Source organism: Thalassospira sp. SM2505 (assembly GCF_054901115.1).
The window spans coordinates 1,289,302-1,303,416 of the sequence record NZ_CM142731.1 but is presented as its reverse complement, the minus strand read 5'-3'; the positions used below and the strand labels follow the sequence as shown (position 1 = coordinate 1,303,416).

Here is a 14,115-nt window from a genome sequence, read left to right as displayed (position 1 = left end):
CTACTCTCTGGAAAGCGCATCGACCGGATCGAGGCGTGAGGCATTGCGGGCTGGCAGAAAACCGAAAACGAGGCCGATGAGAAGCGCAACCAGACAGGCTGAAAGGATGGCGTCGAAAGAGATGATCATCGGGAACTGGCTGCCCTGTCCACCAAAGGCAATGGCTGCACCAAGTGCCAGCCCAACACCGAGGAAAGAACCCGCAATACAAATCGTGACTGCCTCAATCAGGAATTGAAGCATGATGTCGATACGACGAGCACCGACTGCCATCCGCAGACCTATTTCACGGGTACGCTCGGTGACGGAAACCAGCATGATGTTCATGACGCCAATGCCACCGACGATCAGAGAGATCACCGCGACAGACGAAATCAGCAGCGTCATGGTCTGCGACGTCTTTTCCATGATCCGGCGCAACTGGTCACTATTGAACACGAAGAAGTCCTGCGTACCGTGACGGCGTGTCAGCAGGCCGACGATTGCACGTTCGGCAACGATTGTGTCGACATCGTCAGAGATACGAACAGTCAGCCCGGCAAGGCTTGTTGCCGCCCCAAGCAACCTGCCGGTCACGGCAGTATAGGGAAGGTAGATTTGCAGGGTTTTGCCGGACATCCCGGACCGCTGCGCAACCGTGCCAATGATCACCACCGGCACCCGATCGATCATGATAACCTTGCCAAGCGGAGATTCATCTCCCGGAAAAAGCGTAGATGCGGCTCTTTCCTCGATAACGGCCTCCTGCCGGCGTTCAGCGATACTGTCGGCCGAGAAGCCGGTGCCCAGCACGATTCTGAGGCCGTTTACCCGAAAGTAATCCTCACCAACACCGTCAACATTAGCTGACATGGTCGTGCGACCGAGCCGAATGCGCGTACTCGTCGACACCAGAGGTGTGACGCTGTCGATATAGTTTTGCGCAGACAACACCTCAGCATCGGCCACAACCAGAGAGGTGATGCTTTCGGCACGTTCATCGTCCCAGCCATGTCCGGGAAAAATCGAAAGTGTGCTGGCACCAAGTTCGCTGATCTCGGCAAGCACCCTCTGGCGCGTTCCCTCGCCCAAACCAACGACTGAAACCACGGCAGCAATGCCAATGATGATCCCGAGCATGGTAAGGAATGTGCGAACCCGATGTGCCGCCATGGAGCGCACCGCCATGGGAAAAGCTTCCGCAACCCGTCGATGGAAACCTGCCAGAACACCAACAGAATCTGAGTTTAAAAAGGAAGGTAAAGGCGCATCAACGACCGGTTCGCGGCACCGCTTGTCAGACAGAACAAGGCCGTCACGGATTTCTACAATACGATCGGCGTGGGAGGCGACCTCCATATCATGGGTAACCATAATGACTGTATGGCCGTCCCGATGAAGCTCCTTGAGGATCTCGAGAACAGTTTCACCGCTTTTACTATCCAGCGCACCGGTCGGTTCGTCGGCAAGGATGATACGCCCGCCATTCATAAGCGCGCGCGCAATGGACACGCGCTGCTGCTGACCACCGGAAAGCTGACCTGGACGGTGATCTATACGTTCACCAAGGCCAAGGCGCTCCAGAAGTAAATTTGCCCTCTCTCGTCGGGTCACAGAATCAATGCCTGCATAAACAGCCGGCATCGCCACATTATCGGCCGAGTTGAGCGTGCCTAGCAAATGGTAGCGCTGGAAGATGAAGCCGAAATGCTCTCTTCGCAATGCCGCCAGTTCGTCAGCGCTCAAACCGGCCACACTGTGGCCTCCGACACGGTAATCACCCGCAGTCGGCTGATCGAGGCAGCCAAGAATATTCATAAGCGTCGACTTGCCTGATCCGCTGGCCCCCACAATCGCAACAAGCTCGCCGCTGTCGATACGAAGGTTTATCCCCTTGAGGGCGGAAACCGTCTCTTCGCCGGTTTGAAACAGCCGCGTGACGTTCTCTATTTCCAGTAAAGAGCTCACATCATCTCCATAGCGTTTGCGTTTGCGTTTGAGTCTGACGCCTGACCGTCGGCAGGAATGACAACTTCCTCGCCAATCTCAAGACCATCAATCACTTGCGCTTTGATCCGGTCCGTCAGTCCTACTGAGACAAGGCGTTCTGAAATTTCACCGGAAGAAGAGCGCACTTGAACATGATAGCGACCGTTCTGATCTCGCTCGGTCAGTGCTGACCAGGGCACAAGCGGGACGTCCTCTGCATGCCCCACCACAATGGTTACAAGAGTTGTCATCATTGGGCGCAGTCGGCCATCAGGATTTGGTGTTGTAAATAGTCCGTTGAAATAAACAGCCTGTGCCACCTGCCCACCGGTTGTGGAGGCGGTCGCGGAATCCGTCGCGATCGATGTCGGGGCAGGCGCAATCTGCTCCAATCTGCCAACTGTCGGAAAATGGGTTTCGCCCATGATTGTGAAACGCACCGTCTGACCGGGTTTTACGCGGGTGATATCGGCCTCTGATATCCTTACCTTAACCTGCATCACGTTCAGCTGAGCCAGCACAATGATCGTCGGTACGGCCAGATTGGAGTTCAAGGTTTGGCCAGCCTTGGTCACGACCGCAACCACCACACCATCCATTGGTGCGACAACCTTCGTGTAGCCAAGGTTGGCTTTTGCATTCTCAACCTCCACCGCGGCTTGGGCGATCTGCGCTTCCAATGCCTCAATATCAGCCGCCAGGACATTGAACGCCGCCTCCGCCGTCTCAAGCTCAGCCACAGACGCAGCACGCTGAAGAGCCATACTCTTCTGTCTGTTATAGGCTTGCTCGGCGCGTTTGAATTCAAAGCCGCGGGCCTTGCGCTGGGCCTTGACGTTGGCAAGCGCTGCCTCTGCGATGCGCAGGGCGTATGCCTGCGCTGTCGGATCAATCTCGGCGATCAGGTCCCCGGCCTTGATTTTCTGGCCCAATTCAACGTGTAGCGCTTTCAACTGGCCCGAAACCTGTGCACCAACGCTTACGACCCGGACAGGTTCGAGTTCTCCGTTCGCAAGAACCGTTTCCTCGATCGTGCCGCGCGAGACACGTTCGGTAAGCACAGATGCCTGCGGCTCTTCTTCGAAAACACCACTGGCCGACGCAATTGCGACCAGTGCTACAACAATTATGCCTCCGATGATCAGAGGTCGACCAATGCTATCCAACAGTTTCATTCTTGCTGTTACCAACCGAAGTTTATTTACCAGGGAAAATGCCCATCGCCCCATCAGCTCCACTCTCGCCACGACGTGACTGATATGGCCAACTGTGGACGGGTCCTTTGCAAGATTTAAAAGTTCCCGCGAAGATGATCACTTTCTTCACGCACCATCCCACGCCGCAGTGAAAGTTAGGTCGACGTTGTGTGGAGATCAGGTGGAGACGCGTTTACGCAACCTAGATACAAGCAGAAAGACACACATTTGCAGACACGAATGTCCAAATAGGTCCAAGGCATTCAATTACGAGGGTACAGGGAAGAGCGCTTAAGGATTTGGTATATCGAGGCGTAACCAATTCACAAGGGTCCGGATAACATGATCCGCAGCTAATAGTCTGCGCGTGTAACTGTAACTGAAATACTGAGCTGTTGAGAAACTTGCATTCAGTTTTGAATGCCATCTTCTCAAGCAAAAGTTCTAATCTATGGCAGTCGTCACACGCTGGAAATCACTGATAGCGTCAACTAGTGCGCCATAACCCCGAATTATGACAATTCGGGTAGCTGGTCCGTCAGGTTAATTTCATGTGGGAAGAATGAGAGGCAATGGAGCAGTGAATACGCTCAGTAAACACTGCTCCATAGTAGACCCGGAGGGACTTGAACCCCCAACCAGACCGTTATGAGCGGTCGGCTCTAACCAATTGAGCTACGGGTCCCCAAGACAAAAGTCCGGGTAATGAAAAGACCGCACCAGATGACTGGTGCGGTCCCGAAAACTAGCGATTTTCGGGCCAAGGTCAAGCCCGAACGTCGTCTGAATTCTCAATAATCGAGGAACGAACGCAGTTTGCGCGAGCGCGACGGATGTTTGAGCTTGCGCAGCGCTTTTGCTTCGATCTGACGGATACGTTCACGGGTCACGGAGAACTGCTGACCAACCTCTTCGAGGGTGTGGTCAGTGTTCATGCCGATCCCAAAACGCATACGCAGAACACGTTCTTCACGCGGGGTGAGCGATGCCAGAACCCGTGTGGTGGTTTCACGCAGGTTGGCCTGGATCGCAGCATCAAGCGGCTGAACGGCGTTCTTGTCTTCGATGAAGTCGCCAAGATGGCTGTCTTCCTCGTCCCCGATCGGGGTTTCGAGCGAGATCGGCTCCTTGGCGATTTTCAGAACCTTGCGAACCTTTTCAAGCGGCATCTGAAGCTTTTCTGCCAGCTCTTCCGGGGTCGGCTCACGACCGATTTCATGCAGCATCTGACGCGAGGTACGCACCAGCTTGTTGATGGTTTCGATCATGTGAACCGGAATACGGATCGTACGGGCCTGATCGGCGATAGAACGCGTAATGGCCTGACGGATCCACCAGGTCGCATAGGTCGAGAATTTGTACCCGCGGCGGTATTCGAATTTGTCCACCGCCTTCATCAGGCCGATATTGCCTTCCTGAATCAGGTCAAGGAACTGAAGACCACGGTTGGTGTATTTTTTGGCAATCGAGATCACAAGGCGCAGGTTGGCCTCGATCATCTCTTTTTTCGCACGACCGGCTTCGCGTTCGCCCCTGTTCACAACACTGTAAACGCGGCGGAATTCGCTGATCGGAAGGCCGACCTCGGCCGAAACACCACCAACATCTTCGCGCAGTTTGGCGATTTCTTCGGGATAGCGTTCGATAAAGGCTTTCCAGCCCTTGCCCGGAAGACCGGCAACGCGTTCCATCCAGTTCGGGTCAAGTTCATGACCCTGATACTGTTTGACGAAATCCGGACGCTTGATCTTGCAACGATCGGCAAAGCGCAGAAGCTTGCCTTCAAGGCCGAGCAAACGGTTGTTAAGACCCGTCAGGTGGTCAAGAAGCTCTTCGATACGGAAGTTGTTCAGATGAACGTCTTCCATCAGCTCGACCATCTCGTTCTTGAGCTTGGCATAGCGCTTCTCGGTCGCTGCCGGAACCGCTTCACCCTTGTTAAGGGCAACCAGTCGCTGTTCCTGGGCCTTATGGAGCTTTTCATAGGTCTTGGCGATGAGTTCGAATTTCTCAAGAACCTGCTCGGTCAGTTCTTCTTCCATCTTGGAAAGAGAAACGTTGACCTGTTCGTTCTCGTCTTCGTCGTCATCATCATCGCCGCCCTCTTCGCCGTCGGAATCCCCGGACTCTTCGTCGTCCTCGTCTTCCTCTTCTTCTTCGGCGTCATCGCCACCGATCGGCTCGGGGGTTTCGGTTTCGGCTTCTTCGTCCTCGTCGTCATTGGCAGAATCGAAGCTTTCGACATCCGCCTCTGCATCAACTTCTTCTTCCTCGCCTTCCTCGGCAGCGATTTCGGCATCCGGGCCGCCGCCATAGGTTGTTTCAAGGTCGATAACATCACGAAGCAAAAGTTCACCAGCCTGAAGCTGATCATGCCAGTTCACGATGGCACGAATGGTCAGCGGGGATTCACAAATCCCGCCAATCATCATGTCACGGCCGGCCTCGATACGCTTGGCAATGGCGATTTCGCCTTCGCGCGACAGCAGCTCAACACTGCCCATCTCGCGCAGATACATGCGCACCGGATCATCGGTACGGCCGACATCTTCTTCCGAAATATTGCCGCGCGGATCCGAATCCGAATCATCATTGTCGTCGTCATTGTCATCTGCGTCGTCGCCATCGATGACATTGATGCCCATCTCGTTGAGATTGCTCATCACGTCTTCGATCTGCTCTGACGAGAAATGTTCCGACGGCAGAGCCGCGTTCAACTCATCGACCGAGATGTGGCCTTTCTCCTTGCCCTTGGCAATGAGCTTCTTGATGGCCGCTTTATATGTATCGAGAAGAGGTCCGTCTGCGTTTTCAGAAGAGTTCTTTTTCTCTTCAGCGTTCGAAGTCTTAGACGACATCTATTCCCCGTTTCCCGCTGGGTACATTCGTACCGTTGTTGTCCCACGCGCTGTCTTGTCAGCGCAAATCACAAATAGCCCGATCGCCGATCCTGAATGCAGAACACTCAAAGATCAGTCGTCGAGCTTGAACACTTTTTCCCGGCGACGGGCGAGATCCTCACGCCTGTGAGAAAATCTCTCCCATTCTTCCTGACTGGTATCTGCTGCCAACTGTCGGACGGCGTATTTTGCCTCTTCGTCCTCCAGGGAGCTTACAGCCATGGAAAAAACCTGTTTCCAACCCGTTCTGGCCCGTTCGAGCGGCGTTTCGGGCTTGGCGAAAGCGGCGTGCGCAATTACATCCGCACTGACCACCCGCAAAACTGTCTCTGACAGCCCGTCGCGCTCCAAATGGGTCCTGATTGAATCGGAATCAAGTCCAGGATCGTCATCAAGCAGCTTTAAGACGGCCCGACGAAGATTGTCAAGCGCGGAGTCTGCACAACTATAGATTCCAAGCTGTTCACCGATCTCGTCATGCAGGGCAGGATGATTGATCAGTGTCAGCAAAAGAATGGAGTCCTGCAGATCGCGCTTCTTCTGCATCGGAGGTCGCGACATGCCCGGCACTGCTTTCCCGGCCGGACCCAAGAAATGGTCATTTTTCCCGCGTTTGCCACCCCGTGGCAGCTTTTTATTTTGATATCCACCGCCCGAAGCAGCGCGCCCGACGGGCCTGTTTCCGCGCTCACCCTTGAACAGTTTCCAGATCCGGTCATTGAACATCGACTTGTACTGGCCGCGTACGGCCTCATCGGCAATCACCGAAATACGCTGATTGATATCAGCTTCAAGGGCGGCACGCCGTTCCGGGGTATCGATCTTGTGCGCCCCGACATCCATCCGCCAGACCAGCTCGGCCAGCGGAACCGCCTGATCAATGATCTTCTTGAAGCTTTCAAAGCCACCGGGACCTGCCATCAGACTATCGGGATCCTCGCCCTCAGGCAGGATGGAAAACAGCAATGACTTGCCCGGGCGCAGGATCGGAAGGGCGCGCTCGGCTGCACGCACCGCCGCACGTTTCCCGGCTGCATCGCCATCGAGACACAGGACCGGCTCGTTGGTCATTTTCCAAAGCTCGCCGATCTGCTCCTCGGTCACAGCCGTTCCAAGCGGCGCGACAGCCCCCCGGAAACCGGCGCGATGCAGGGCGATCACATCCATATAGCCTTCGGTAACGATGATGGGGGCATCATGGCGCGCTGCCTCGCGCGCCTGCGGCAAACCGTAAAGCAAGCGGCCCTTGTGAAATAGCGGTGTGTCCGGGCTATTGAGGTATTTCGGCTTGGTATCGCCCATCACGCGCCCGCCAAAGGCCACCACCCGGCCACGCCGGTCAAGGATCGGGAACATCACCCGGCCACGGAACCGGTCATAACTTTGCCGACTGTTGTCTTCAGGCTCGATCAGAAGGCCTGCTTCGATCATCAGCCTTTCGTCGATATCCTCGCGCTTGAGCGCTGCTTTCAGGGCCGCACGGTTATCGGGCGCAAAGCCAAGGCGGAAATCGGTAATGGTTTTGTCGTCAAGGCCGCGACGATGGAAGTAATCAAGCCCTTCCTTGCCCTCAGGCATGCGCAACATGCGCTCAAAAAACACACAGGCCGCCTCCATCACCTCATAAAGGGTTTTGGCCTTCTGTTCGCGTTCCTGGGCTTCACGTGACGGCTTGGGCACCTCCATGCCGACCTGATTGGCAAGGACCTCGACCGCCTCGACAAAGGTCAGACCACGGGTATTCATCATGAAACTGATGACATCGCCATGCGCCCCACAGCCAAAGCAGTGATAGAAACCCTTTTGCTCATTGACCGTAAACGATGGGGATTTTTCGGAATGGAACGGACACAGACCGGAATATTCGCGCCCGCGTTTGATCAGCTTCACCGATGAACCGACAATATCTGCCAGTCCTACCCGTGCCCGCAGGTCGTCCAGAAACGACTGGGGAAAGCTCATGATGTCCCGATCCCGTTTATGGTTACGCGTGTGCGCAACCCTGTTGATGGTCTTTGCCCCAGCCCTGCCTTCTTACGGGAACGCCATTATAAATCATGCGCGCGCATGGCAGGCTTTAGGGACGACGAAAGCCGGACGATTTTACACGCCCGGCTTTCAAATTAAATAGGACTGTCTGGATTAACCCAGAAGTTTTTTGGCAACGCCACCTGCTTTGCCGAAATCCATGGTGCCGCTATATTTGTCGCGCAGCGCTGCCATGGTGCGTCCCATGTCTTTCAGACAGGTCGCGCCGATTTCGGTAACAGTTCCACGCACGGCTTCCTCGATTTCAGCATCAGAAAGCTGTGCGGGCAGGAACTTTTCGATCACGCCGATTTCTGCGGCTTCCTGATCAGCAAGTTCCGGGCGGTTGCCCTTGGTGTACATCTCGATGCTTTCACGGCGCTGTTTCACCATTGCCTGAAGCAGATTGATGATGTCGTCATCCGTGATGCCGTCGGTATTGCCCTCGCCCCGTGCAGCGATATCGCGTTCTTTAAGTGCTGCCAGAATAAGGCGCACGGTGGTAACGGAGCAGGCATCCTTGGCAAGGACAGCCTTTTTCAAAGCGTCGTTAAGCTGCGATCGCAGCATGGCTCATCTCTGATTCTGTGGAAGAAAGGACCGAACATACCCCATTACGGCATTCGACGCAAAGAAAACCTTCCCCCGCAAACCGTTGATTTTCCTTGGAAAATAAAAGTTTCGATGGGTTCTTGACAGGACCGGACGACTCCCGTAGACATCCGCCAATTTGCCTACCGGGATTACGATTTGCTTCGCTTCCAGCACGGCCCGCTGTGACATCACAGATGCACAGTCCAACATGCTGGGATCGACTTGGCACGTCCGCATGCCCGGTATGCAGTCAGATTGCAGTCGTTTTTGTCGGCTTGCCTGTATTTATTATATATAAAGACTCCGTGTCTCACCGTGGAAAGATCGAAAGGACATTTGCCAATGTCAGCGCCCACGCACACCCCGCCTCCTGGTGCTTCTGCCGTTCTGGTTCTCGCAGATGGTTCAGTATTTTGGGGACGCGGCGTCGGTGCCCGAGGAGAGGTCGTCGGTGAAGTCTGCTTCAACACCTCTATCACGGGCTATCAGGAAATCATGACCGACCCATCCTACGCGGGTCAGATGATTACCTTTACCTTCCCGCATATCGGCAACGTCGGCACCAACGACGAAGATATTGAAAATGCCAAACCGGTTGCCCTTGGCTGCATCTTGCGCCAGGACATCACCGAGCCTTCCAACTATCGTGCCCGGAAACATTTCAACGAATGGCTTGCCGAACATGGCCGCATCGGGATCGCAGGTGTCGATACCCGTCGCCTGACCAAGCGCATCCGTACCGAAGGTGCTCCCAATGGCGTGATCTGCCATAACCCGGATGGTATCTTTGATATTCCGGCCCTGATTGCCAAGGCAAATGAATGGCCGGGCCTCGAGGGCATGGATCTTGCCAAGGATAACAGCTGCACGACCGGCTATGACTGGGAAGAAACCCTGTGGTCGCGTGAAGGCGGTTACGGCAAGCTTGGCAATGCCAAACACCATGTCGTCGCCATCGATTACGGCGTAAAGCGCAACATCCTGCGCAATCTCGCAAGCCTTGATTGCAAGGTCTCAGTTGTTCCGGCTACCACCTCGGCTGAAGAAATCCTGGCGATGAGCCCGGATGGCATCTTCCTGTCGAACGGTCCTGGTGATCCTGCTGCAACTGGCGAATATGCGGTTCCGACCATTCGCAAGCTGATTGATAGTGGCAAGCCTGTCTTTGGCATCTGCCTTGGTCATCAGATGATGGCGCTCGCCCTTGGTGCGAAGACCAAGAAAATGGATGTCGGCCATCGTGGTGCCAACCACCCGGTCAAGGACACCACCACCGGTGTCGTCGAGATCACCTCGCAGAACCACGGCTTTGTCGTTGACAAGGACAGCCTGCCTGACGATGTCGAAGCAACCCACTTCTCGCTGTTTGACGGGTCGCTTGCGGGTCTGCGCGCCAAAGACAAACCGGCCTTTGCGGTTCAGTACCACCCGGAAGCTTCCCCGGGGCCGCATGACAGCCACTACCTGTTCAAACGTTTCGTTGGTCTGATCGAGGAAGCCAAATCCTGATCTCCGGGTCAGGACACGCTCCAAAGATACGCGATTAACGGACTTAAACGAGGCGGTGCAGCACGTGCGCCCGCCCTGCGAAAAGCGGAAAACGACATGCCGAAACGTACAGATATCAAATCAATCCTCATCATCGGTGCCGGTCCGATTGTCATTGGTCAGGCTTGCGAGTTTGACTATTCCGGTGCCCAGGCCTGCAAGGCCCTTAAGGAAGAGGGCTACCGCGTCATTCTGGTCAACTCGAACCCTGCGACCATCATGACCGACCCCAACCTGGCCGATGCGACCTATATCGAGCCGATCAAACCGGCGATGGTTGCCAAGATCATCGAAAAGGAACGCCCGGACGCGCTTCTGCCGACCATGGGTGGTCAGACCGCATTGAACACGGCACTTGCCCTGTTTAATGACGGCACGCTTGAAAAATACGGCGTCGAGATGATCGGTGCGAAAAAGCACGTCATCGAAAAGGCCGAAGACCGTCAGCTGTTCCGCGATGCCATGGACAAGATCGGTCTTGAAAGTGCACGCTCTGCAATGGTTCGTACTTTCGAAGACGCGGTCAAGGCGCTCGAGATCACCGGCCTTCCGGCCATCATCCGCCCAAGCTTCACCCTTGGTGGTGAAGGTGGCGGTATTGCCTATAACCGTGAAGAATTCGAACAGATCGTCCGCAACGGTCTGGCGATTTCGCCGACCCACGAAGTTCTGATCGAAGAATCTATTCTGGGCTGGAAAGAATATGAGATGGAAGTTGTTCGCGACAACGCGGATAACTGCATCATCATTTGTTCGATCGAAAACGTCGATCCGATGGGCATCCATACCGGTGACTCGATCACCGTTGCCCCGGCGCTGACCCTGACCGATAAAGAATACCAGATCATGCGCGATGCCTCGCTGGCAGTTCTGCGCGAGATCGGTGTTGATACCGGTGGCTCGAACGTTCAGTTCGCCGTAAACCCGGAAGACGGTCGCCTGATCGTTATTGAAATGAACCCGCGCGTGTCGCGTTCCTCCGCACTGGCATCCAAGGCGACCGGTTTCCCGATTGCCAAGATCGCTGCCAAGCTTGCGGTTGGTTACACGCTTGATGAACTTGATAACGACATCACCGGTGTCACCCCGGCATCGTTCGAACCGACCATTGACTATGTCGTCACCAAGATCCCGCGCTTTACCTTTGAAAAGTTCCCGGGTGCGAAGCCGCTTCTCGGTACGGCGATGAAGTCGGTCGGCGAAGCCATGTCAATTGGTGGCAGCTTTGCCGAAAGCCTTCAGAAAGGCCTGCGTTCAATGGAAACCGGCCTGACCGGTCTGAACGAAGTCAAAATCGAAGGCGCCCCGGACAAGGCGGCAATCCGCGCTCAGCTGACCCAGCCGATCCCGTTCCGCATTCTTTATGCGGCACAGGCGTTCCGTCATGGCATGACGCTTGAAGAAATCCAGTCGGCAACCAAGTTCGACCCTTGGTATCTCAAGCAGCTTGAAATGCTGGTCGCCGAAGAAGAAAAAGTCCGCGCCAACGGCATTCCAAGCGACAAGCAGGAATTGCTGCGTCTCAAGAAACTCGGTTTCTCTGACGCCCGTCTGGCCGAGCTGGCAGGCAAGGAAGAAGACGCGGTTCGCGCCGACCGTCAGGCTCTTGGCCTGCGTCCGGTTTACAAGCGCATCGACACCTGTGCTGCCGAATTCCCGTCACGCACCTCGTACATGTATTCCATGTATGAAGGTGACGGCTTCTTCGAACCCGAAAACGAAGCAGAGGTTACTGATCGCAAGAAAGTCATCATTCTTGGTGGCGGCCCGAACCGTATCGGTCAGGGCATCGAGTTCGATTACTGCTGTGTGCACGCGGCCTATGCGCTGCGCGAAGCCGGTATCGAAGCGATTATGGTCAACTGCAACCCGGAAACGGTTTCAACCGACTATGACACCTCGGATCGTCTGTATTTCGAACCGCTGACCGCCGAAGACGTGATCGAGCTCTGCCAGCTTGAACAGTCCAATGGCGAGTTGCTTGGCGTGATCGTTCAGTATGGTGGCCAGACTCCGCTGAAACTTTCGGCTGCTCTGGAAAAGGCCGGTATTCCAATCCTCGGCACCAGCCCCGACAGTATCGACCTTGCCGAGGATCGTGACCGGTTCCAGGCCCTGATCCACAAGCTTGGCCTCAAACAGCCGGCAAACGGCATTGCCCGTTCGGTTGACGAAGCTGTCAAGATCGCCGAAGGCATCGGTTACCCGATCGTGATCCGCCCGTCCTATGTTCTGGGCGGCCGTGCGATGGAAATCGTTCACACCACCGAAGACCTTCTGCGCTACATGCAGGAAGCCGTCCAGGTTTCAGGCAAAAGCCCGGTTCTGATCGACAGCTTCCTTCAGGATGCGATCGAGATCGACGCTGATGCTGTTTCTGACGGCGAAAACGTCTTTGTCGCAGGCATCATGCAGCATATCGAAGAAGCCGGTATCCATTCGGGTGACTCTGCCTGCTCGCTGCCGCCTTACTCGCTTGATGACGCAATGATCGAACGCCTCAAGGCCCAGACGGTTCAGCTTGCCAAGGCACTGAATGTTGTCGGCCTGATGAACGTTCAGTTCGCGATCAAGGATGACACGATCTATCTGATCGAAGTTAACCCGCGTGCTTCGCGTACAGTTCCGTTCGTCGCCAAGGCAACCGGCAACCCGATTGCCAAGATCGGCGCACGCATCATGGCCGGTGAGAAGCTTGGCGATTTTGAAATTGATCACGGTCCGTTCAAACATATCGCAGTCAAGGAAGCAGTCCTTCCGTTCAACCGCTTCCCGGGCGTTGATACCCTGCTTGGCCCGGAAATGCGTTCGACCGGCGAAGTCATGGGTCTTGATACCGATTTCGGTCGTGCCTTTGCCAAGGCACAGATGGCTGCCGGCCATACGCTGCCGCTCGGTGGCAAGGTCTTCATTTCTGTCAAAAACCATGACAAACCGGCCGCTGTTCAACTCGCACGCGACGCGATTGCCCTTGGCTTTGGCGTGGTTGCGACCCATGGCACAGCAGAAGCTCTTGAAAAAGAAGGGCTGGACGTCACCCCGGTCAATAAGGTACAGGAAGGACGTCCCCATATCGTGGACATGATGAAGAACGGCGATATCAACCTGGTATTCAATACCACCGAGAGCAAACAGGCTGTGGTCGACAGTTTCTCGATCCGTCGTACTGCCCTTACCGATGATATTCCGTACTACACCACTGTCGCCGGTGCCCGCGCAACATTGCGCGCCATCGACAACCTGAAACGCGGCGCACTTGAAGTTCGCGCGGTTCAGGAATATCTTGGGGACAAGTACTGAGGTTCTTCACCGAACCCGACTGAACAGTTTAAACCGCCCGGCGGTAAAATGCCGGGCGGTTGATTTTGTAGTATCGACCTCTAATAAGAATAGGCTGTGAGCGCGATGGAAAAAGTACCAATGACCCCGCAAGGGCATCAGCGCCTCGAAGAAGAACTGAAGCATCGCAAGTCCGTCGAACGTCTTGAAATCATCAAGGCAATCGCGGAAGCCCGCGAACATGGTGATCTTTCGGAAAATGCCGAATACCATGCCGCACGCGAACGCCAAAGTTTCTGCGAAGGTCGTATTGCCGAGCTCGAAGATGTCCTGAGCCGTTCCGAAGTTATCGACGTTCCGTCCCTGGCGGGCAGCGTTGTCAAGTTCGGCGCAAAGGTTGATCTTGTCGACGAAGATACCGACGAAGAAACCACCTATCAGGTTGTTGGCCCGATTGAGGCTGACATCAATGCTGGCCGCATTTCAACGACCTCGCCGATTGGGCGTGCGTTGATTGGCAAGTCTGTTGGTGACTCCGTCGAAGTAACCGTCCCGGGCGGCATCAAAAGCTATGAAATTCTGAAGGTCGATTTCTCGTAAAT

8 protein-coding genes and 1 tRNA gene are annotated in these 14,115 nt (G+C 55.2%); 3 read left to right on the top strand and 6 right to left on the bottom strand.

The window, feature by feature from the left end; all coding sequences use genetic code 11:
• From ACTU44_RS05890 to ACTU44_RS05865, 6 genes are all read right to left on the bottom strand, one after another.
• Entirely contained in the window at positions 1 to 1,947 is a 1,947-nt protein-coding gene (locus ACTU44_RS05890) for a MacB family efflux pump subunit (RefSeq protein ID WP_336083323.1), read from the bottom strand.
• Positions 1,944 to 3,143: an efflux RND transporter periplasmic adaptor subunit gene (locus ACTU44_RS05885; RefSeq protein ID WP_462096923.1), complete on the bottom strand. Its 1,200-nt coding sequence runs from the start codon at positions 3,141 to 3,143 to the stop codon at positions 1,944 to 1,946. Before ACTU44_RS05885 ends, ACTU44_RS05890 begins: the two co-directional genes overlap by 4 nt.
• A 632-nt stretch (positions 3,144 to 3,775) precedes the next feature.
• Positions 3,776 to 3,849 (bottom strand) — tRNA-Ile (locus tag ACTU44_RS05880).
• 106 nt (positions 3,850 to 3,955) lie between these two features.
• On the bottom strand, positions 3,956 to 6,022 hold the full coding sequence (gene rpoD / locus ACTU44_RS05875; RefSeq protein ID WP_462096922.1) for an RNA polymerase sigma factor RpoD: 2,067 nt from the start codon (positions 6,020 to 6,022) through the stop codon (positions 3,956 to 3,958).
• 114 nt (positions 6,023 to 6,136) lie between these two features.
• Positions 6,137 to 8,026, bottom strand: a complete 1,890-nt coding sequence (gene dnaG, locus ACTU44_RS05870) for a DNA primase (protein ID WP_336080225.1) — start codon at positions 8,024 to 8,026, stop codon at positions 6,137 to 6,139.
• A 180-nt stretch (positions 8,027 to 8,206) separates the two neighbouring features.
• On the bottom strand, positions 8,207 to 8,662 hold the full coding sequence (locus ACTU44_RS05865) for a GatB/YqeY domain-containing protein (RefSeq protein WP_114098033.1): 456 nt from the start codon (positions 8,660 to 8,662) through the stop codon (positions 8,207 to 8,209).
• A 366-nt stretch (positions 8,663 to 9,028) separates the two neighbouring features.
• Here ACTU44_RS05865 and carA point away from each other — a divergent pair, with 366 nt between their 5' ends.
• The 3 genes from carA (at position 9,029) to greA (ending at position 14,113) form a co-directional block, all read left to right on the top strand.
• Positions 9,029 to 10,195, top strand: a complete 1,167-nt coding sequence (gene carA, locus ACTU44_RS05860) for a glutamine-hydrolyzing carbamoyl-phosphate synthase small subunit (RefSeq protein ID WP_462096921.1) — start codon at positions 9,029 to 9,031, stop codon at positions 10,193 to 10,195.
• Positions 10,196 to 10,291: 96 nt separating this feature from the next.
• Complete coding sequence (gene carB, locus ACTU44_RS05855) at positions 10,292 to 13,534, top strand: carbamoyl-phosphate synthase large subunit (protein WP_462096920.1); 3,243 nt, start codon at positions 10,292 to 10,294, stop codon at positions 13,532 to 13,534.
• Between the two features lie 105 nt (positions 13,535 to 13,639).
• Positions 13,640 to 14,113 (top strand): transcription elongation factor GreA, encoded by a 474-nt coding sequence (gene greA, locus ACTU44_RS05850; RefSeq protein ID WP_114098030.1) that lies wholly within the window; start codon positions 13,640 to 13,642, stop codon positions 14,111 to 14,113.
• Positions 14,114 to 14,115 lie beyond the last annotated feature (2 nt).